At 63.7% G+C, this 20,967-nt stretch carries 20 protein-coding genes; 6 read left to right on the top strand and 14 right to left on the bottom strand.

Annotation, left to right across the window (positions count from 1 at the left end):
• Positions 1–161: 161 nt before the first annotated feature.
• Positions 162–653, bottom strand: a complete 492-nt coding sequence (locus tag RFM52_RS07945; RefSeq protein ID WP_320296321.1) for a DUF995 domain-containing protein — start codon at positions 651–653, stop codon at positions 162–164.
• Positions 654–981: 328 nt separating this feature from the next.
• Positions 982–1,164 (bottom strand): hypothetical protein, encoded by a 183-nt coding sequence (locus RFM52_RS07940; RefSeq protein WP_320296402.1) that lies wholly within the window; start codon positions 1,162–1,164, stop codon positions 982–984.
• Between the two features lie 268 nt (positions 1,165–1,432).
• Between RFM52_RS07940 and RFM52_RS07935 the strand changes: the two genes are divergently transcribed.
• Both RFM52_RS07935 and RFM52_RS07930 read left to right on the top strand, forming a co-directional pair.
• Positions 1,433–2,350 carry a lysylphosphatidylglycerol synthase domain-containing protein gene (locus tag RFM52_RS07935; RefSeq protein WP_320296322.1) on the top strand — a complete coding sequence of 306 codons (918 nt, stop codon included), beginning with the start codon at positions 1,433–1,435 and terminating at the stop codon, positions 2,348–2,350.
• Positions 2,351–2,355: 5 nt separating this feature from the next.
• On the top strand, positions 2,356–3,432 hold the full coding sequence (locus RFM52_RS07930; protein WP_320296323.1) for a glycosyltransferase family 2 protein: 1,077 nt from the start codon (positions 2,356–2,358) through the stop codon (positions 3,430–3,432).
• Between the two features lie 134 nt (positions 3,433–3,566).
• Here RFM52_RS07930 and RFM52_RS07925 read toward each other — a convergent pair whose 3' ends face one another.
• The 3 genes from RFM52_RS07925 to RFM52_RS07915 form a co-directional block, all read right to left on the bottom strand.
• Positions 3,567–3,971 carry a hypothetical protein gene (locus RFM52_RS07925; RefSeq protein ID WP_320327839.1) on the bottom strand — a complete coding sequence of 135 codons (405 nt, stop codon included), beginning with the start codon at positions 3,969–3,971 and terminating at the stop codon, positions 3,567–3,569.
• A gap of 234 nt (positions 3,972–4,205) precedes the next feature.
• Entirely contained in the window at positions 4,206–6,632 is a 2,427-nt protein-coding gene (locus RFM52_RS07920; RefSeq protein ID WP_320296325.1) for a sulfatase-like hydrolase/transferase, read from the bottom strand.
• A 25-nt stretch (positions 6,633–6,657) separates the two neighbouring features.
• Entirely contained in the window at positions 6,658–8,541 is a 1,884-nt protein-coding gene (locus tag RFM52_RS07915; RefSeq protein ID WP_320296326.1) for a glycosyltransferase family 2 protein, read from the bottom strand.
• 569 nt (positions 8,542–9,110) lie between these two features.
• Here RFM52_RS07915 and RFM52_RS07910 point away from each other — a divergent pair.
• From RFM52_RS07910 to RFM52_RS07900, 3 genes are all read left to right on the top strand, one after another.
• Positions 9,111–10,022: a glycoside hydrolase family 26 protein gene (locus tag RFM52_RS07910; RefSeq protein WP_320296327.1), complete on the top strand. Its 912-nt coding sequence runs from the start codon at positions 9,111–9,113 to the stop codon at positions 10,020–10,022.
• A gap of 129 nt (positions 10,023–10,151) precedes the next feature.
• Positions 10,152–10,652, top strand: coding sequence for a DUF995 domain-containing protein (locus RFM52_RS07905; protein WP_320296328.1), 501 nt, complete (start codon positions 10,152–10,154; stop codon positions 10,650–10,652).
• Positions 10,653–10,760: 108 nt separating this feature from the next.
• Positions 10,761–11,921, top strand: coding sequence for an ATP-grasp domain-containing protein (locus tag RFM52_RS07900; protein ID WP_320296329.1), 1,161 nt, complete (start codon positions 10,761–10,763; stop codon positions 11,919–11,921).
• Positions 11,922–12,119: 198 nt separating this feature from the next.
• Here RFM52_RS07900 and RFM52_RS07895 read toward each other — a convergent pair whose 3' ends face one another.
• The 8 genes from RFM52_RS07895 to RFM52_RS07860 all read right to left on the bottom strand — a co-directional run bounded on the left by RFM52_RS07895 (position 12,120) and on the right by RFM52_RS07860 (position 19,504).
• The gene (locus tag RFM52_RS07895; protein WP_320296330.1) at positions 12,120–12,401 is read right to left on the bottom strand and encodes an addiction module antidote protein; all 282 of its coding nucleotides are present in this window, start codon (positions 12,399–12,401) and stop codon (positions 12,120–12,122) included.
• A 36-nt stretch (positions 12,402–12,437) separates the two neighbouring features.
• Entirely contained in the window at positions 12,438–13,433 is a 996-nt protein-coding gene (locus RFM52_RS07890) for a Rieske 2Fe-2S domain-containing protein (protein ID WP_320296331.1), read from the bottom strand.
• A complete protein-coding gene (locus RFM52_RS07885) occupies positions 13,430–14,572 on the bottom strand; it encodes a GNAT family N-acetyltransferase (protein WP_320296332.1) in 1,143 nt (380 codons plus the stop codon). Before RFM52_RS07885 ends, RFM52_RS07890 begins: the two co-directional genes overlap by 4 nt.
• Positions 14,569–15,825, bottom strand: coding sequence for a F390 synthetase-related protein (locus RFM52_RS07880; RefSeq protein WP_320296333.1), 1,257 nt, complete (start codon positions 15,823–15,825; stop codon positions 14,569–14,571). Before RFM52_RS07880 ends, RFM52_RS07885 begins: the two co-directional genes overlap by 4 nt.
• Positions 15,822–16,646 (bottom strand): MBL fold metallo-hydrolase, encoded by an 825-nt coding sequence (locus RFM52_RS07875; protein ID WP_320296334.1) that lies wholly within the window; start codon positions 16,644–16,646, stop codon positions 15,822–15,824. Before RFM52_RS07875 ends, RFM52_RS07880 begins: the two co-directional genes overlap by 4 nt.
• A complete protein-coding gene (locus RFM52_RS07870; RefSeq protein WP_320296335.1) occupies positions 16,643–17,626 on the bottom strand; it encodes an NAD-dependent epimerase/dehydratase family protein in 984 nt (327 codons plus the stop codon). The genes RFM52_RS07875 and RFM52_RS07870 overlap by 4 nt, the downstream gene beginning before the upstream one ends.
• A 4-nt stretch (positions 17,627–17,630) precedes the next feature.
• Entirely contained in the window at positions 17,631–18,620 is a 990-nt protein-coding gene (locus RFM52_RS07865) for a 3-oxoacyl-[acyl-carrier-protein] synthase III C-terminal domain-containing protein (protein WP_320296336.1), read from the bottom strand.
• A gap of 86 nt (positions 18,621–18,706) precedes the next feature.
• Entirely contained in the window at positions 18,707–19,504 is a 798-nt protein-coding gene (locus tag RFM52_RS07860) for an alpha/beta fold hydrolase (protein ID WP_320296337.1), read from the bottom strand.
• Between the two features lie 117 nt (positions 19,505–19,621).
• On the opposite strand from RFM52_RS07860, the gene RFM52_RS07855 reads away from it, so the two are divergent.
• Positions 19,622–20,500: a LysR family transcriptional regulator gene (locus tag RFM52_RS07855; protein WP_320296338.1), complete on the top strand. Its 879-nt coding sequence runs from the start codon at positions 19,622–19,624 to the stop codon at positions 20,498–20,500.
• Positions 20,501–20,515: 15 nt separating this feature from the next.
• Here RFM52_RS07855 and RFM52_RS07850 read toward each other — a convergent pair whose 3' ends face one another.
• The gene (locus RFM52_RS07850) at positions 20,516–20,965 is read right to left on the bottom strand and encodes a DNA polymerase III subunit chi (RefSeq protein ID WP_320296339.1); all 450 of its coding nucleotides are present in this window, start codon (positions 20,963–20,965) and stop codon (positions 20,516–20,518) included.
• Positions 20,966–20,967: the final 2 nt, after the last annotated feature.

Raw genomic sequence — 20,967 nt, 5'->3', positions numbered from 1 at the left:
AACGCTTTATCTCTTTGTTTTTACGCAATTCCGAACGGAAAACCGATCACACTTTTCCTGGAATTGCTCTAAAGCGCGTCACGCTGAACCGGATTCAGGCGACGCGCTTTAAGTCTTTGTTTTGATGCATGTCGTTGCCCCAGACCGCTGAGCGGCATGCATTAGCCCTTGGTGTCGATGAGCTTGCGGGTCTCATCGAACTGCGCGCCCTTGGTGTTGCCCGCCTCGAACTTCCTGTGTTCGTCGGCGGGATCGTCCTTGGCGTGCTTGAAACCGTACCAGGCGCCGTCCGGGTCCTTGCGCTGCTCGATATTGCCGTTCTCGACACGGTGACTGTAGCAGGTGCGCCGCGGCTTGGTCTTGTATGTTTTGGATCTCCAGGCAAGCTCCATGCACATCTTGCCGGTGTCGGTCACCAGCCAGCGGCCCTCGGCGACCGCGGATGAGTCCTGTCCAGCCGTCCATGCCTGGAGGTGTCGATCCATCCCGAAATAGGCCGCGCCATTTTCCCAGTTCCAAGTGCGATCGGCGTAGAGCAGTTGCAACTCGAAGGCCGTCGGAGCGATGTCCGGCTTGGCGGCCACCTCGACAGGCGCATTGCTCTTGGTCGCTTCGGCGGTGCTGAACAAGGCAAGATGGCCGCAGACGGCCATGAGCAAAACCGTCCAAACGCGCCTGATAGGCTTGCCGCCCCTGCCCGGCGCGACCGAACCCGGTTTGGATGGCAAAGTGGTCCTGGCTGTCGTCACGATGATTGCTCGCATATCCATAGCCCCCTCTCGACCCTGACAAGGCCAGGTCGAGGAATCATGATCTGGAAGAGTTTCTTCGGGCTTTCCGCGATCCGTCACGATGCCCGGGCCTGTCGGCCCGATGGCGGCGCGGTCAGCGCCCTTGAACTTATTAACAGCGGCGCGCGTTGCGATGTCAACTCATTCCAAGTCTAAGTGGTCGCCGCACACCGTTAGCTGACCACGGATATTACAATCCTGTGTTGTTGTGACGCTGTTTGGCGATGTGTTGCGTCAAAACAACTTCGACCAGAGGCGCGGCCTTAGATGACAGGTGACGCCCGCTGTTCGACATGGTGACGGTGTTTTCGCTGCACAGGCTGACCGCGCTCTGCTGGGACGAGGTCATGCGCATGCGGCCGCGCTCGCCCATGCGCTGATGCCTTGGGCGATGATCGACAGGTCGTTGCTGCCTGATCCATCGATGCTGGCGTAAAACATCATGACGGGATGATCGACCACCTTGGCAAGACTGCGACCAAGCTTGTGGATTCGGATACGATGCTGGTCTATAGGATCACGCGCCCCGTGACGGCGCGCCGCTCAAGGCGCGCCGGCGAAGCAATCCGCGATAAAGGCGTGAATTGTCGAGCCACCGGACAAGCCGCACCAACGCGGCGGTGGCGCCATCGGAGAATTGGTTGAAGCGAGCGATATCGATAGTCGTCACTCTGGCGCTGCTGGCGTGGCTTGCCAGTGACCAACGCTGGAAGATGGTCGGCGATGCCTTCGCCAGCATCACGCCCGGCGCTTTCGCGGCGGTCGCGGCGGCGCTGTTCGTCACCTATGTGCTCAGGGCGCTGCGCGTCTGCGACGAGTTCCGCGACGACGTGAACGGCCGCTTCGGCGCCGTGCTTCGCGTCATCCTGATCCACAATGCGATGATCAACGTCGTGCCGTTCCGCGGCGGCGAGACGGCCTTCCCGATCCTCTTGCGCCAGGTGTTCGGGGTATCGATCACGCGCGCCAGCGCCTCGCTCCTATGGTTCAGGCTGCAGGACGCTTTCGTCGTCGGCGTGCTGGCTTGCCTGGTCTGGCCGGGCCTGCATCCGGCGCTCAGGGCCGCCGGCATCGCGGCGCTGATCGCCGTCGCCTGGTATCTGCCGCGCTGGGCACGCGGGCCGCATAACTGGACGGCCGGCGGCGGGGTCGTCTCGAAGTTCGGCAAATTGCGCGACATCTTCACCGAAGCGACGGGACGCTCGCGCTATGGCTGGTGGTGGACGATCGCCAACTGGGCGCTGAAGCTCGGCGTGCAGGGCTGGCTGCTCGCCATGCTGCTTAACACCTCGTTCCAGACCGCCTTTCCCGGTGCTGTCGGTGCGGAGGCGGCCGCCATCCTGCCGATACAGGGCGTCGCCGGCTTCGGCACCTATGAGGCGGGCGCGGCGGCGGCACTGCTTTATTCCGGCATCGCCATGAAGGACGGCCTGCAGGCGGCGCTGGCGCTGCATCTCTTCATCCTCTGCTCGGCGGTCGCAACCGGTGCGATCGCCTGGCTGTTTCCCTCGAAATCGACGCTGCCGGAAACCCCGACGGCGGGACCGGCAAGGAAATGACCGCCATGAACGTGCTTCCCATTCCGGCTTCCGGATTGCCCGAGGGCGCCGTCATGCCCGAACACAAGCTCTCCATCGTCATCCCGATGTACAACGAGGCCGACAATGTCGAGCCGCTGTTGGTGCGGATCCATCAGGCGATGGAAAACTACAGCCAGCCCTGGGAAGTGGTGCTGGTCGACGACGGCAGCACCGACGCCACTCCCGCCGAGATCCGGCGGCTGGCGGCCCAATATGGGCCGCATGTGCATGGCGTGGAGCTGGTGCGCAACTACAAGCAGACCGCCGCCATGCAGGCCGGCCTCGACGTCGCGCGCGGCGACGTCATCGCGACGCTCGACGGCGACCTGCAGAACGATCCGTTCGACATTCCCCGCATGGTCTATCGCCTGCTGACCGAGGATCTCGACCTGGTCGCCGGCTGGCGCAAGGACCGCAAGGAAGGGTTCTGGATGCGGCGCCTGCCCTCGCGCATCGCCAACAGGCTGATCGCGCGCGTCACCGGCGTTAAGCTCAAGGACTATGGCTGCAGCCTGAAAGTGTTCCGCGGCAGCGTCATCCGCAGCGTGCGGCTCTATGGCGAGATGCACCGCTTCATCCCGGCGTGGCTCGCGACGGTGACGACGCCGCGCCGCATCTCCGAAGAAGTGGTGACGCATCACGCCCGCATCCACGGCCAGTCGAAATACGGCATCTCGCGCACCTTCCGCGTGGTGCTGGACCTCGTCTTCATGTTCTTCTTCCTGCGCTACCGCACCAGGCCCGGACATTTCTTCGGCGGCATCGGCATCGTGCTCGGCGTGCTTGGCTCGCTGATCCTTGCCTATCTGTTTGCGATCAAGGTTTTCTGGGGACAGGATATCGGCACCAGGCCGATGCTCATCACCGGCTTCTTCCTAGTGATCGCCGGGCTGCAGGCGGTGACGTCGGGCGTGCTCGCCGAAATGCTGTCGAGAGTCTATCTCGAGGCCAATGGCGCGCTCGCCTATGTGGCGCGGCCACAGCCCTCGCATGGCGAAGGCGACGGCTGGCATTGGCCGAGCAAGCCGGCGGCCGTCAAGGCGACGCCGCGCCGGAAATGATTTCCCACCGCCCGTCCGCCGGCACCGCAACGCGCGGGCGACCGGAGGGCAAGAGGTGGCACGCTGACGGCGAACCGTGCCCGTGCGCCACGATCACGTCGTGACACCGGGGCTGCGAAACTGCCCGGCCTAATTTAGCGCGCCCGGCAGGCCGAGCGCTGACCGAAGCCGCTCGGGCCGCAGATCCACGGCGAGTGGCCAAGCAGCGGACCGACGCCGCCCATGTTGTAGGAAATCTTGACCGGCACGGGCAGGCGAGCACGCTGCGGCCGCACGAAGGCGGCATAGGCCTCCTCGCGGATGCGCATCACACTGGACATCTGCGTCAGCGACTTGCGGTGAACGCGATGCAAGCGCTGCTGCTTGAGGTATCGCACCTTCTTGGCGGCGATGTGGGCTGCCGGGGTGATGCCGACCGAACTGGTCTTCATCGTGTCCATGCTCTGGCAACCGGACACCATCGAGGCCAGTGCAATGGCGACAATGGCGCAAGCATACCTTTTGCCGATAGTCACTTCTGCATTCATGAAATTATTCATTCTCGTCCCCTGCCACGAAATAGGCGTTTCTTCAGCGCGGATATACTTCTCTTTCCTTGGCCTTCGCGCGGCGCGAACGGCCAGAAGCCATCCGCATCGTGGCTTAATATTAGACGGTACTTATTAAATTTCGCGCAAACGACATGATGAGCGCGATCTTGCGGCGCAACATCGGATACGATTCAAATTTGAACTATTGCGCAAGGCGACCCGGCCGTTGCGCGAACAATTGTTCTAGCGACAGGCCTCGACGAACGGACCATCGAACCATATCGCACCATTGCCGTAGAGGCTGGCTCCGATGTCGTCGATGGAGCCTGCATCTTTCTCCTCGATATGGAGCTTGGCGGTAGCCTGTACTTGTCCGTTTATTTTGACATCCTTGATGAAAATGTTGCGGTCACCGCCCTTTGCGTCTCCGGCCCAAAGGTCGTTTACAAAGCGAAGCTCGATCCTCTGGGGATCCGGCACGCTGCTGATATCGACGTCAAATGGCGTGGTATGGGAGGAAGCCTCCTGCAGCTCCTTGACGATGGCTTGGGGTGTCGATGCCGTGCTCTCCTTGCCCGGGACATCCAACCGGCTGATGACCTTGCCGTTGACCAGGACGTCAAGCGTCGGTGGTCCCCGATAGTTCGTGCCGGCAGCGTCGAACTCGATATTGGTAGCGGCGCAACGTGAGGTGTCTTTCTTCTGGAAGGCAACCATGTCGGCAACTCGACGCCTCTGCGACTGCACCCATCGTGCGATCGGTTGGATCAAGGCGTCGCGGGCGCCCACGTCACCGGTGAAAAGATTGGCCTTTTCACCGGGATCGGACTTGAGATCATATTGTTCGAGCTTCCCAGTGGAGGAATTGAAGAGGACCTTGCTGTCGTTCTGGCGATAGCCGAACTGATATCCGTTCCAAGGCGCAAAGAAGAATGTCCTGTTCGGGCGCTGTTCGCTGAACAGACTGCGGCCCTGCCATGACTTCGGAAGCGGATGGCCAAGGATGTCGAGGATCGTGGGCGCGATGTCGATGATCCCGCCGACCGAATGATCGAGGTCGCCATGGAACAGATGCCTGTTGATCATGATGAGTGGTATATGGACGTTCTCGTCGTAGAGCGCGCTGGCATGGACGTAGGTGCCATGTTCGCCGAACGCCTCGCCATGGTCTCCCAAGATGACCACGAGCGTCGAATCCAGCTTGCCGGACCGATCGAGGGAATCGAGGACATTTCCGAGTGCTGCATCGCCTATCTTCAACGCATTGAGATATGCATTGAACTTCTCGTCGTCGGCATAGTGCGTCTCAGTGCCGGATACGGATGAGAGTGCGCGCGCCGAGAACATGGGATTGTTGACGATGTAGGGGTAGTGGGTCATCGCCGTGAACATGATGCCGAAGAACGGCTTCTCCGGATCGGCATTCATCCAGTCGGAGATCGATTGCGCGGAGCAGAAGTCGCTGATGTAGTCGAAATTCTTCCATTCCTTCGTACTGAGCTTGAATGTAGGCTCGGCACACTTCTGCCCTCTGAAATCCTGGACGACGTCAAGACCTTTATTGAGCAGGAACTCATCGACGCGCTGGAAGCGTGAATCCGCACTCCAGAAGAAGGCCGTGCGAAAGCCGCTTGTCGACAACGTATTGGAGATAGAATCTAGCCGGAGGTATGGGTGACTGTACGTCATTCCGTAGTACGAAATGTCGTTGTACATCGAGCTAAACAGCGAGAATAACGTATAATTGGTGGACGGCGCATTCGCATAGATATTGTCGAAGCGAATCGATCTATCGGCATATCTCTTTATGGTCGGCGTGACAGGATACTTGCCTCCGAAGGTCTCCACATATCGCGCGGGCACCGATTCCATCATGAAAACAAGCACGTTCTTTATCGAATTCGGTGAAGGCGCCTTGAAGCGCGATGTTTCGGGCGGACGTTCACCGACCGTGGCGACATCGGTGTTGTCGGTGCTCGTCTTCATGGTCAGGACGACGGGCGTCTCGTTGAACATGGCCGATTCCGCGAAATGGACGATCGGGTTCTCGATCTTCGCGGCCGGCAGGGCTTCCGCCGTCACGTAGGAGCGCGTGCTGTAGAGCGCGGCGCCGAAACACACGACGACCGCGGCAAGCACGACCCGTTGGATCATCGGCGCAAGCTTGAGTGAAAGTCGGGCGGCCGCCTGCCCGAGGGCAAGCGTCAACAGCCCCGAGATGGATATGATCGAGAGATCGAACAGGTTGAACGCATCCCCCATTGCATTCTTGGCGTCCTCATTCTGGAGAAAATCGCCGTAGACCAGCCACTGGAAGGTGAACGGCTCACCCAGGATTTTGACCAGATTGATGTTTGCGAATCCCCAGCAGATCGAGACGACCAGCGCAGAGTAGAACAGAGCGAGGATAGCGCCAGTTGCCCATCGGCTGGCTTTCGCGGCAAACAGGCACGACAGAGCGACCGCGGTCAGGCTCGCGAGGAAAATCTGGTCGTGGTAGCTTGAGGCCACCCCGAGGGGAACCGCTTTCAGAAACCCTTGAAGCGTTGTCTGCGGGTCGACGACCATGCTTCGGAAAGCACCGAGAAGCAGCCACGCAAACAGCACGGTGAAGACGACAATCGAACTGGCGCGGGCAAAGCGCATTTTGTCCACGGACTGGTTATGCATTTTCATCGGCCCTCGTGCCAACGAGCTACCTGGAGTTGTTGTCCCAGCCGGGCTCGAAATAGAAATTGCGCGAGCCGATGTCGCCCATGCCGGCGCCGGATATCACATAGGCGATCCTGACGATGCGAAAACCGCCGGCCCCCTGCTGCAACCCATAGATACCCTCAAGCCCGCGATCGTAGAAACCCGCGATCGGGACGCCGAGCGCGATCAGCGCGAGACAAGCATGCAGGGCGAGTTTCGCGGCGTTGGCGCGCAGCGAAATCCCGTTCTCACGAACATGCCTGGCAATGATCACCGTGACGAGCAGGCCATAGAGGAAGGCATTGAAGGCGGCGAACCAGTAGAAGCCGGTGGCATCGAAAGGATGTTTGACCAGCAGCACCGGCAGGGCCGCGCCAATCGCCAGCACGACATAGGGCGCGAAAGCGCGCGCGGGCAGCAGCTGCTTCGGGCCGCTGCCCTTCGGCGTGACGCGGAAATCGACGAAGGATCTGGTGATATAGTCGCGCACAGCCGACAGCGTGCCCCAGAGCACCCACGGCCAGCGGGCGAAGAACAGGAACAGCGTGCCTTCCCAACTCAGCGTCTTTGCCGTCGTCGGCCGCGACAGGCCGAAGGCCTTGAGCATGATCACCAGCCCGACCAGCGCCACCGAATTCGGCGCATAGTGGAAGACGAATTCGGCATACATGACGTTGGCGAAATTGCGCCCCGTGAACAGCGCATAGATCGGCATCACATACATCATCAGCGCAAAGACCGCGAACAGCGGATACCAGAGCTGGCAGAACAGGAACTGGAACTTCAGCCGCGGCGTCAGCTTGGCGAAGTATTTCGGCGTGTATTCGAGCAGGATCGTCACCAGGCTGCGCGACCACTGGAATTCCTGGGTGACGAGATCGGCGAAGGTCTGCGGGCCATCGCCGTTGGCGATGGCGTCGATGGCATGCACGCCGCGCCACCCGGCGGCGTTGATCAGCATCGAGGTGGAATGATCCTCGGCCAGTTCCGGGCCAAGGCCGCCCGCCTCGCGCAACGCCCGCGTCCTGACGGCGTAGTGCGAACCGATGCAGAGTGGCGCGCCGCCGCCTGTGTGGCCGGACTGCAAGGGGCCGTGGAACATGCCTTCCGGGAACAGTCGGCCACGGGCCGCCCAGCTTTCGTCGGCATTGTTGTCACAGATGCTGGGCGCCGAGACATAGCCGACGCCGGGGTCGGCGAATGGATAGAGGATTTCCCTCAGATAGGTCGGCGTGGGCACGTGGTCGGCGTCCATCTGGGCGACGAAGTCGTAGCGCTCGTAACCGTAGTGATCATAGAAGAAAGCCAGATTGCCTTCCTTGCAGCGGGTCCGCCGCGGCCAGGTCTTGCGGTGGTAGTCCTCGCGGCCGCGGCGCGTCGAAATCAGCACGCCATGCGCGTCGCACCAGGCAATCGTTTCCTCGCCGGGATCCTCGTCGGCAAGCCAGGTGTCATGCGGATAGTCCTGCGCCAGCATCGCCTCCAGCGTACGCTGGACCACCGCAAAGGGCTCGGACGGCGCCTTGGTGACCACCATGGCGACGCGCGAACGCTTCGGGATCGTGTGCAGCTTCGACGACTTCCTCGAGGCATGGACGTTGAGCAGGAAATACATCGGCATCAGGGTGAGCCAGGCCAACACTATGGTGGCGAAGGCAAAGGGCCCGACATGGTCGATATGCGCGGGTCGCAGCCACCAGGACCAGAAGATGATCAGCGTGACGAACCAGAAACCGAGGCCCAGCCGCAAGAACAGTTCCTGGCGGGGGGTAAGAACAGGCACAAGGTAAGGACCCTTGGGGCCAAGTCCGGTCGAAACCTCGGCAGCCCGGTCCAATGACCTCGTTTTGCCGCCGACAACAACGGCATCCGCAGATACGCCCATACTACCCGCCGCCCTGCTCGCCCGACCAAGCCGGCCGAACGCATTTACCCCGCCATAGAATCAGTGAGCGCTAATGCAGAGTCAACAAAATTAGTCTTTCGTTAACCAAGCTTATTGGGAACTGGTTAACCTAACCCCTTGCCTCCACACCCTTTTGCCCTACCGGGCGATGCCGTGGCGGCCAACCTTTGCCGGCTTTGAACAAGCACCATCCCCACGCCGGGCGGCAGACTATCTCCGTTATTAACCATGCCGGCGGCGATAAGGTTAAGTAACGGTTAATTGCGCTTGACTCTGATCGAGCATAGGCTCTTATATGAGGAAGGGTTAATATCGTAACGTTGACGCGAATTTGTGAGTATCGCGGCGACATCGTCTCAAAGTCCAGGTATAGGGCTTGGGAGACCGCAATAGTGGACGGCACAGCGTGAAACGCGCCAGTCCCAGTCGCTCAGAAAACCCGCATTTCACGTCGGCAGACCGATATTTGGGTTTGCGTGCCGGTTTGGGTCGGCACGTCGTGGCAAGCTTCAAGGTCCGGCGGGATGTTGAAGCCATGGGAGGCGGATATGAAACTCTCCACAGCAACCGCGCTTGTGTCGGCGCTCATTCTCGGCGTGGCCTTACCGGCATCGGCCGGATCGCCGGCCGGGACGGACCCGATCAAGACGAGCTCGGCCGCGTCGGCGTTCGGCTCCTACGATCCTTACGGCGATTTCAGCAATGACAAGTCGGCCAGCATCGAGGAATTGTTCCTGCCTTGGGAAGACGTCGATTTGTCGACGCTGCCGCTGGCGGACGCCTATGCGCAGCAACGCGGCCGCTCGCTGCTGATCACCATCGAGCCGTGGACCTGGTCGAAGGACTGGCGCATCACACCGCCTGAATTGCGCAACGGCATATTGGGCGGCAAATACGACGCCAACATGCAGGCGATCTGCAACCTGGTCGGGCAGATGAAGAGCCCGGTCACCATCCGCTGGGCCCAGGAAATGGAAGACACCAATGGCCGCTTTACCTGGGCCAACTGGGCGCCGAAGGACTGGATCGCCGCCTACAAGCGCGAGGTTGATCTCTGCCGCAAGGCCGCGCCCGCAGCAAAATACATGTGGTCGCCCAAGGGTATCGAGGGCCTTGAAAAATACTATCCCGGCGACGACTACGTCGACGTCATCGGCCTGTCGGTGTTCGGCTTGCAGAAGAAGGACAATGACGAAGTCGGCCGCGACCGGACCTTCGAGGAAACGTTGAAGCCGGGCTACGACCGCGTGGCCAAGTTCAACAAGCCTGTGGTCGTGGCCGAGCTCGGCTATGTCGGCAAGCAGGACTATGTTTCGAAATGGGCGGATGATTCCCGCAAGTCCTACGCGGAGTTCCCAGCCCTGACCTCGGTCGTCTACTTCAACCAGAAAGAAGTGTGGCCGTGGCTGGGAGGCTATGGGCTACCCGACTGGCGGGTGACGCAGCACGTCCTGCCATAGGGCATGGCAAGCATGCCCGTCCCGGTCAGGTGGGGACGGGCTCCAGCTAAAGGTGTTAAAGTGGGTTGCCGCCGAGCTGGCTCGGTGGTGGGTGAACAGTGTTGCGTAATCAGTCCGCGGAGTAAAATCGTGAAAAGTGCAGTGGGGAAGTTTGTCGGAGCGGCGCTCGCCTGCTCCGTTTTTGTTGTCGGCCTGCAGGGTGCGGCAATGGCCAAGGCCGCGAACAGGATCGACGACAAGGCGGCGAAGGCCGCCGCCGTTTCTGACGAAGGCGTCTATCAGCTCTACAAGAACCGTTCCTGGCGCTGGGGCAATCACGGCGCGGCATATTTTGCAGTGCAGAAACGGCAGTTCACGGCCTGGTCCACTCAAGGTGGCAAGAGCTACGGCGAGGGTATCTGGTTCATCCCCGGTAGCGGCAAGCTGTGTTTCCGGGCAACTTGGCACGGCTCATGGGGCGCCAAGACGTCCTTGAGCTGCTTCGAGCATCGCCAGGCCGGCAAGGTGATCTACCAGCGCAAATCTGCCAACGGAGATTGGTATGAGTTCAGGGACCGACACGGCAAATCGGACCTGCGCAATGGCGACTACGCCAGCAGGAAGGTGAAACGCTTCAAGGCGAAGTTCTAATCTCTCCCCACACGGAAACACGCATCTCTGTCGGCGCGAAATAGCGCAATTGCCGAGCACGGCGATTTCGCGCAACGGTCGTCGCGGCTGAAATGACCGTATGAGCTGATGCCGGGGGCTAACGAGACAGTGCTGATTACCGGGGCACGCGCGCCGGTGGCGCTGCATCTGGCGCGCCTTCTCCACGGCGCGGGTCATAGGGTTATCCTGGCCGACACGCCGGCACGGCCCATCGCGGCGGCGAGCAAGGCCTGCGCGCGCTATCATCGATTGCCGCCGCCGCGCTTCGAGCCGCGGAGCTATGCCGACGCGGTGGAGGCGCTGATACGGGCTGAGGGCATCGGCCTCGTCATCCCGACCTGCGAGGAAGTCTTTCACCTTGCGCTCGCCTGGCGCGGCAGGACCATGCCGACAAGAGTGTTCGCCCCCGATCTCGGGTTGCTGGCGCAGGTTCACAACAAGCACGGCTTCATCCGGTTGGCTGAACAGCTTGGCCTGGCGGTGCCGGAGACCACGCTTCTCAATTCCCGCGACGATCTGGAGGCGGTGCGTGGCCGCTCGCGCGACCTGGTGTTCAAGCCGGTCTGGTCGCGCTTCGCCAGCCACGTTCTGCTGCGTCCGACGCCGGATTTCCTCGATGCGATCGCGCCCTCGCCCGCCATGCCCTGGGTGGCGCAGCGTTTCGTCGAGGGCGAGGAGATCAGCGCCTATGCGGTGGCGCGCGACGGTCAGCTCAAGGCGCTGGCGCTCTACCGCTCACTCTATCGCGCCGGCAAGGGTGCCGGCATCTTCTTCGAGCGGGTCGAGGACGCGGCCGCGCGCGAGCTTGTCGAGCGCGTCGTCGCGGGCACCGCGTGGACCGGGCAGATCTCCTTCGACCTGATGCGCGAGGCGGATGGCCGCGTGCTGCCGCTCGAATGCAACCCGCGCGCCGTGAGCGGCCTGCATTTCTTCCGCGATCCGGCGCGCTTCGTGGATGCCGCGCTCGGCGAGGGTCCGGAAGTCACGCCCGACGTCACCGCGCCGCAAACAGTGCAACTCGCGATGTGGATTTATGGATTGCCGGCGGCGCTGCGTTCAGGCGGCCTCGCCCACTTTCGCAAGGCGATGCGCGAGGGCGAGGAGTTGCTCGATTGGCCTGGCGATTCAGCGCCGGTCAGGGCGCAATGGGCGGCGCTAGCGGAGATCGCGGGCGTGGCGTTGCGCCAAGGGATCAGCCTGCAGTCGGCGTCGACGCGGGATATCGAGTGGAACGGGACGAATCGGTGACGTCGGCGGGACAGCACCCCCCTCTGGCCTGCCGGCCATCTCCCCCGCAAGGGGGGAGATCAGCAGCTCCGCCGACGGCGCCTTTCCTGCAACGTCGATGATTGGCGAAAGCGGTCGCGACATCCAATCTCCCCCCTTGCGGGGGAGATGTCCGGCAGGACAGAGGGGGGTGTGAAGGAATGCAACGTTGCCGTCGTATCAACCCTGCTTCACATAAAGCTGTAGGCCTAACGCCTTGAGCACCGCCAGCAATGTACTGAGCGGTGGGTCGCTGTCGCTCAAAGCCTCGTCAAGCGCCTCCGGTGTCATTCCAGCTTTTCTTGCAACGGCATTCATGCCGATAGAGCGTGCCACACTGCTTAGGGTATGGGCGACACCGACGGACTCGCCATCCTCAAATGCCGTCTCGATAAAAGCCAGGCGGTCTTCGGGGGTCTTGAGATAATCAAGAATATCGAAGCGTGTCGTCTCAAGGGGCATCGCACTATCTCCAGCTCCTCGCACCTTAGCTTATATCTAAAGCTCGATCTCATACACCCTCGACTCGCTCGCCGCCCCCGGCATCTTCCCCTCCATGATCGCGGCGATATCGCGGCGCAGGAAATCGAGCGGGCCGATCACTGGCAAGGCCTGCGGCGGCAGCCGAGCGTTGTCGCTGGCCGATTTCAACACACGGCGGTCCTGATGCAGGGCGATGGTGAAGAGCGGCTTGAAGGCAAGCGCCTTCAGCTCGCCGAGCAGGCCCTGGCGCCGGCCGATCAGCCAGCCGATGCCCTCGACGGTGCGCTCGTCTGCCTGGCGAAGATGGAACGTGGTGGCCAAAACCAGTCCGTCCTTGCCCCAATATTCGAGTTCGGCGATGCCGGGATGACGGAAGCGGCCGATGGTCTTCGCACGCTCACCTTCCAGCAGCCGGCTGATCAGACCCTGCTGGCGGTCCTCGCCGGAATAGCTGGCCTCGACCCAGCCCTCGCCGCCGGTCACCTCGACCCGCACAAGGTGGCGCTTGGAGGTGAGGCCGCGCAGCAGGCCCTTATGGGTGAAGTGGGTGTGGGTGGCATCGAGGATGTTTTCCGCCGCGTCGATCACCGTCGACTGGGTCGATGAGCGCACCCGCCGCACGATGATGTCCCTGCCCTGCATGCAGTGCAGGTAAGGTTCGCCTTCGGGCGCGCCGGACGAGATGAAGACCACGCCGTCGCGCTCGATCGCCGCGTAGCGGCGGACGCGGTAATGCGGCATGGCGCCGACATGGCCTGGGATCGCGGTGCAACGGCCTTCGCCGTCATAACGCCAGCCATGGTAGGGGCATTCGATCTCGCCACCGACGATCTTGCCGGTCGACAGCTCGACCAGCCGGTGAGGACAGCGGTCGAACAACGCGGCGATGCCATGCGCCGAGCGGAACAGCACCACGGGCTGACCGTCGAACAGGATGCGCCTCGGCCGCCTGCCGATGTCGGCGGACAACGCCACCGCCTGCCAATGATCCTCCCCGCGGCGCTCGCTCACAGTTCGAACCTCCTGAGCAGGGGAATGCCGACCAGCGCCAGCACCGTCTCCATGACGCGGACCGCTATCCGCCGGCGAAGCGGAAGATGCCCGGCATAGACGGCGTTGTACTCGATCGCGGCGACCGCGCCGCGCCGCCGTTTGAAACCAGCGGCACCGGCGCTCATGTTGAAGAACAGGCCGCGTGCCGTGGCGTGGTCCTGCGCCACCGCCATCATCATGCGATAAAGCCCATCGGCCACCGGCAGGCCCGTGTCGTAGCCGACGATGGGCTGGGTCAGCGTGCCGCCGTTTTCGAACAGGCCGGTGACGGCGACCAGCTCGCCGCCCGGCCTGCGCAGCCCCGCCAGGCTGATGATGCCGCGCCGGTGCATCTCGGCGATGTAGCGGGCGGTGTAGTGCGGATTGAGCGGCGTGTATTTGTCGAGGTAGAGCATATCGTAGAGCTGCTCGGCGCGGGCATAGTCGGCCTCGGCGAAATCGCCATCGCCGACCCACTCGAACGGTGTCGCGCGCAGGCGGGCGCGATCGCGCTTCATGTCGCGCGTCATCGCCGGCGCCGCGCTGCGGTCGGCGAAGATGTAGATCTGACGCGCCGCCAGCATGCGGAACCCCTCGGCCTTCAAGGCGGCAATGGTCGCCGGATCGGCGATATCGTTCAGCGAGCGGATGACGATAGCGCGATCGGGAAAACGCGCGGCCAGGGCCGCGCGCAGCGCCGCGACCGCCGGCCGGTCGAGCAGCGGAACCGGATTGGTCGAATAGAGCCAGTTGTTGAGCTGCGCCTGATGGTCGAGGCCGCTTGCCCCGACCAGCGGCGCGCAGGCGCCAATCAGCACGTTGAGCGCGCGCCGCAGCAGCGGGCGGGCGGCGAAGTTGCGTGTCTCGTCCATCGCGTAATCGATATAGGCGCTGGTCGGGCAACAGATATAGCAGTTGGGCGCCTCACTCTCGTTCAACGTCAGCGGAAAAACGCGGCCGGCGACTTCGAAAACCTCCACTTTGGTCTTGAGGTTGGCAATGAGATTGCGCACCGGCATCTCGTTGAAAAGCCTCACGAAAGCCTCGACTTTTGCCGGCTTGTTCTCGACGCGGTCGGCCTGCTGCGCGGGCCTGTTCATCGTCGCGGCGCGGCTCATCGCGCCTGCTCCAGGCGGCATTCGACACGGCGCAGCTTACGGCCTGTCTCCAGCGGCAGCGGCGCGCGGACGAGCGTGACGGTGACGACCGCCTTTCGTGTGTCCAGTAATGTCTGCACCGCTTGACGAGCGGCAGCCGCCGCATCGTCCGCGAGCGTCGGCGGAAGCCCGAGCTCGACCCTGTCAGGCCCGATCTGGACGAGGCGAAAATCATCGATGCGGCGATCGGCCTTGAGCACGGCGTTGCGCAGCACATCCGGCGTGAGGAGGATCGGCCCGTCCGCCGAACCAAGCCGGAAGACATCGTCCATACGACCGACAACTTCGTCGACACAGCGCAACGGCGAACCGCATTTGCACGGCTGGTCCGAGAGGCGCAACAGGTCGTTCATCCTGTAGCGCGCCATAATCTGGGTTTGGCGGCGGAAGGCCGTCACCAGCGGCGCCACCAGCCCCTCACCCGCCGGCTCGAATTCGAAGAAGACGGAGTCTTCGGCGAGATGCAGCCCGCCCTGCCGGCAGGTCACGGCGAAAAGGCCCTCGGTTGCCATGTAGATCTGGTCGAGCGGCAGCCGGAAGAAGGCTTCGATCACCGGACGGTCGACGGGGTCGAGCGTCTCGGCGGCGGAGAAGACGCGCTTCGGCCGAAGCCCAAAGTTCTCGGCCGCGAAATGCCGCAGGATCTTTGGCGGCGCGATGATGATCGTGGGGTCGAACATTTCGAGCGCGCCGCGCCAGCTTTCCGGTCCCAGCGTCAGATCGAAGAAGGCGAGCTTGATCAGCCGCGATTTGCGGGCGCTGTCGTAAAGCCCGGTGTTCTGCGGCAGGATGACGGCGACGCGCATGCCGCGCCACAGAAGATCGGGCGTCGCCTTGGCGAGGATCGCGCCCAGCCAGCGATATCTCTCGGCTTCCGAAATCACGAACAGGCCGCGATTGCCCGACGTGCCGGTGCTTGCGCCGACCGTGAGCGCGCCAGCCCGGCCATCGCGCGCCAGGGCTGCCCAGGCTAGCGAGGCGGTGAGGCCGTGGACGTTGAAATCCTCGAAGCGCGCCATCAGCAGCGCCTTGTCGATGACCGGCAGATCGGTGAGGCGCGCCGGCGCCTTGCCGTAGAAGGGCGCGCGCGGCAGGTCGCGGTCGAGGAAGCGCCGCAAGGCGGCCGCCTGCCAGCGTTCGAAGCCGGGCCGGGTCTTGCGCGAGACCCAACGTGTCAGGGCGAAGGAGCCTGCCGCTTCCGCCAGCCCGTTCATGCGGCCTCCGGCGCGAGATCATAGGATGTCGGCGCGGGATCGTGGCAAAGCATCACCTCGCCACCGGTGGCGAGGAAGCGGCGCAGCATGGCGCTGGTCGGCTCGATTGCCGCGGCATCCTCGGCGATCAGAGTGGCCGGGAAGCCTGGCGTGCGGTTCTCGGTCAGGGCTGTGAGCAGCCATTGCGCATCGACGGCGTAGAGTAGTGGGCGATCGAGCCCGGCAAACAACAGGCCGAACTGGCCATCGGCATGTCCAGGAAGATCGACCGCGATCACGCTGCCGTCACCGAAGAGATCGGCGCCGCCGGGTACATCCTCGCGCGCCTCGACCCACTGCTTCGAGGACAGGCCCTCCAGCCGCGCCTCAAAATCCGCCGGGAACAGTTCGGTGAAGACGCCATGGCGCAGATTCTGCCTCGGGCCGCGCGCCTTGACCCGCGCCCAGGCGGCATCGCTGGCGATGAAGCGCGTGTTGCGGAACAGGGACAGGCCTGAAACGTGGTCGGCGTGAAAATGGGTGACGATGATTGTGCGGATATCATCGGGCGACAGGCCGAAGCGCCGCAGCACCGGCAGGACCTGCTCCTCGGCGTTGAGCTGCGGTTTGAGCAACGCGCCGTAGAGCCGCAGCATCCGGCCGCGCCGATCGTCGCTCAGTGCTTCCGGTGTGTAACCGGTGTCGATGAGCACCGGCCCGGCAGCCGGGTGAAAGATCAGTCCGTAGCGGACGCGCAGCCTGACACTTTGCCAGCCGCCGCCGCGCAGGATCAATCGCTCGGCGGCGCTCACCCAAGCGCTGTTGGCGAAGACGATCTTCATGACCCGGCCTCATCGGCGAACGTGCGGTCAAGCCCTTGTCCGAACGAGATTTTCGGTGCCCAGTCGAGCATCCGCTTCGCCTTGGAAAGATCGAGGCTTTGCGCATAGGCGAAGAGGCCAAGCCCATAGCGGGTGACCGGCGGCTCGGGCCGACCGGGCAGCCGAAGCGCCACCGCTTCCATCACGCCCGCCGCCAGCATCGCCGGCATCAGCGGCGTCGGCCGCCAGCGCGCCTTGAGACCGGCGCGGCTGCAGGCCTCGTCGGCGATGCGGCGGACCGGCAGCATCTCGCCACCGGAAATGTTGAATATCTGGCACTCCGCCTCCCTGGGCGCCGCGAGCGCCGCCATCACCGCGTCGACGACATCGTCGACATGGGTGAGGTCGATGGCCGCCCGGCCTTCGCGAAACAGCGGCAAAGGCCGGCTCCTCGCGGCCTTGATCAGCCGCGGCAGCAGCGCCCGATCGCCCGCGCCGTAAATGCCGCGCGGCCGCAGCACCACCGGATGGATGGCGGGCTGGCCGAGCACGATTTTCTCCGCCTCGCGCTTGGTGCGGGCATAGTGATTGACGGGCTCCGGTAAAGCCGCGTCCTCGCTGAGCCCAACCTGGTCGCGGAAGGCGAAGCAGACGGACGGGCTGGAGATGTGGAGGAAGCGGCTGACGCCCTGCCGCCTGGCGAAATCGACGAGGTTTCGCGTCGCCGTCACATTCGCCGTCTCGAAATCCGCGAGGCGACCGAAGGGCGAAGAGAGCGCCGCGCAATGGATGATCCGCTCGACCCTGCTGAGCCTTGGATCGAGCGTGCCGTCGAGCGGCTCGGTCAGGTCGTGGCGGATGATGCGATGGCCGGCGGGCTCGAGCGCGGCGCAGCGTGCTTCATCGCGGCCGAGCCCGAGCGCCAGCGTGCCGGACGCGGCCAGCCGCTCGAGCACATGCGAGCCCAAGAAACCGCTGGCGCCGGTGACGAGCACGGCCATCGCCTCAGACCTCCAGCGCCATGCCGCCGAAGGAGACGCCGGCCGACGTGCCGAGGAAGAGCAGCTTCGTGCCCGGCGCGACACGGCCCTCGCGGCGCGCGACGTCCAGCGCGAAAGGTATGGAGGCCGCGATCTGGTTGCCGAAGCGGGCGGAGATGTCGACCAGTCTTTCCGCCGCAAAGCCTGTCTGGCGCGCCATGTGGGCAAGCGCGAAGGGGCTCGCCTGGTGCGGCACGACGAGGTCGACATCGTCATGCCGCCAGCCGGCGCGATCGAGCAGAGCATCGACGAAGCCGTTGAAGTGGCGCGCGGTGAGCCGGAACAATTCCTTGCCGTCCATGTGGAACAGGCTGTGCGCGGCGAATGCTTCCTGCTCCTTGCGGAAATCGAAGCGCGTGCCGCCCGAACCGATGCCGCAAGCCTCCCAGCCTGAAGGATAAGTGCGCATCAGGCTCGCCGCCACCTTGCCCTCACCTGGCTTGGCCTTGCGCAGCACAGCCGCCGCCGCGCCGTCGCCGAAGAGCGCGGCGATTTCCGGCGCGTCGCCCCACGGCAAGGCGCGCGAGGCGACTTCGGACGAAAAGACCAGCGCCGTCTCGCATTGCCCGGCCTCGATCATGCGGCCGGCAGTCTCGAAAGCGGTAAGGAAGCCAAGGCAGGTGCTGTTGACGTCGAAAGCCGCGGCCGAGCCGTCCGCCAGGCCGAGGCGCTGCATGACCAGGGGCGCGGTCGCCGGCAGCGGCTGGTAGGGCACGCCGCAGCCGCCGATGATCAGGTCGACGGCGCCGGACTCGATGCCGGCATCGGCAAGCGCAAATGTGGCCGCGGCGCAGGCGAGATCGATTTGCGATTCGGCATTGCAGACATACCGCTCGACGACGCCGGTGACGGTTTCCAGCACGCCCTCGCCGAGGCTCAGCTTCGCCTCCAGGGCGCGCGTGGTGAGGCGCTCAGCCGGTACCGCCCTGCCGGTTCCGACGATCCTGATCCGCATTCTCCCCCCGCCGCATGAGCTCGGCCCTATCTAGCGCAAAAAGCGATTTGAGGCGACGTTTCCCAAACTCATTCCGCACTGCCGGATCATCGGCTCCGGAGGAATCCCACCACCGCCTCCATGAACTCCGCCGGACGCTCGACATTGAGCAGATGGACGCCGGGCAGAAGCAGAAGCTCGGCGCCGGGGATCGTCGCCGCGATCGCCTCGCTGTGGCTTGCCAGCGTCACCTTGTCGTCCTCGCCGCCGATCACCAGCGTCGGCGCGGTGATCAAGGAAATCGGACGGCGCAGATCGGCGTCGCGGACCGCGGCGAAGCATCCCGCCAGCCCTTGTGGCGACATGGCCAGGATCGCGGCGTGGAACGGCTCGACCGTCCTGTTTTGAGCGGCCAGCATCGAAGCCGGGAACCAGTTGCGCATGAACATGTCCGCCGTGGCCGACAGGTTGCTTGCCGCAAGCACATTGCCTATTTGCTCGTCGAAATAGGACGCCGGACCGAGATGCGGCGAGGTGTTGGAGAGGATCAGGCGATCGATGCGTTCCGGCGCATGGATGCCCAGCCACTGGCCGACGAAACCGCCAAGCGACAGGCCGAGGAAATGCACGCGAGCAATGCCGAGAAAGTCGAGCAGTTCCAGCACGTCGCGGCCCAGGCGGTCGAGCGAATAGGCGCCGGCCGGCGCGTCGGAGCCGCCGTGGCCGCGAAAATCATAGCGCAGCACGCGGAAGGATCTGGCGAGTTCCGGAACCTGGCCATCCCACATATGCAACGTCGTGGCGATGGAATTGGAGAGCATCAGCACCGGCCGATCCTCCGGACCGTCCAACCTGTAGGCGATGCGGGCGCCATCGCCCGCCGTGAAGTGAAGTGTGTCGGTCATTTGATCCTCATCGTGGTTGGCGGGTAGCTCCCGCAGCTTTCGATGGGGCAAAGCTAAGACTGGCGATCATCGAAGAAAATTACTATGATTTGACAATCTCTGTAGGATTTTTCGACTATGGACGATTTGAAGCTTCACGATCTCAGATGTTTCGATGCCGTCGCGACAGGCGGCAGCTTCCAGGCCGCGGCCCAGACGCTGCACCGGACGCATCCCTCTATCTTCGCCGCGGTCGCGCGGCTGGAGGAGCAGCTTGGCCTGACCCTGCTCGACCGCGGCGGATACCGGGTGAACCTCACCGAAGAAGGCCGCCTGTTCCACCGCCGCGCGCAACTGGCGCTGCGCGAAGTCGAGCATCTGAAGGACTATGCCGGCCAGCTCGCGAGCGGCGAGGAAACCATTTTGCGCGTCGTCATTGGCGACGTCTGCCCGAGACCCGGAATACTCGGCCTGCTCAGCCGCTTCTTCGCCGGGCGGCCGCGCACGCGCCTGCATCTCGACTATGAAGCGATCAGCGGGCCGGTCGAGCGATTGATGGACGGCGAGGCCGATCTCGTCTTCCATCGCGCCAACCCGTCCGACCCGCACCTCGAGCGGATCGATCTGTGTGAAGTCGCCTTCATGCCGGTGGTGGCGCCCGGGTTCCTGCCGCTCGAAATCGGGCATGACGTCACGCCGGAAGCGATGCGGCCCTTTACCCAATGCGTGATCCGCGACACCGCGCGGCGTCCCTCATCGGAAAACTTCTTCGTCCTCGACGGGGCGCATTCCTGCTCCGTGCCCGATCATGCGATGAAGAAAGAACTGATCCTGCACGGGCTCGCCTGGGGTCATCTGCCGGGATGGCTGATCGAGGATGAGCTGCGCGACGGACGACTGCTCTCGATCGCCGGCCGGCATATCCCCGGCCGCACCGAGACTGTCGCCGCTGTCCGGCGGCGCGACAAACCGCACGGACCGGCGGCCAAGGCGTTGTGGCAGCATCTGCAGGCATAGCGAACCGCCTCCGAGCTAAGCCTTGCGCTCCCAGCGACGGTCGGGCGTCTGCTGCCAGTATGTCACGGCGTGGCCGGCTTCCTTCATCGTCTTCCAATGGCCACGCGCGGCTTCTAGCTGCGCGGCGTCATGGCCGTCGAATAGGAAGACGGCGCGTTCGTAGCCGGAAAGCTCGGGCGGACTGGCGCCGTCGACAAGGAAACGGATCTGGGCGGCGTTCTGGTTGGCCTCGCCCGTGGTCAGCAGGACCGGCTGTTCGGCAGGATAGGCCTCGCGGTCGGTGGCATGCGCCAGGAAGGAATCGTCGCGGAAGATCCACAGATGCTGGTCGAGCGCGTCGCGGCGCTCTTCCGTGCCCGTCTGCACCACCGCGCGCCAGCCGCGCTCGACGCTGCGCTCGAGCAGGCCCGGCAGCGCCTCCTCGAGCGTCGATTCAGTCAAGTGGTAGAACAGGATGTCGGCCACGC

This window comes from Mesorhizobium humile, from assembly GCF_033977215.1.
Lineage (GTDB): Bacteria > Pseudomonadota > Alphaproteobacteria > Rhizobiales > Rhizobiaceae > Mesorhizobium > Mesorhizobium humile.
The sequence above is the reverse complement of the archived record's forward strand: the minus strand, read 5'-3'. Positions and strand labels throughout refer to the sequence as shown.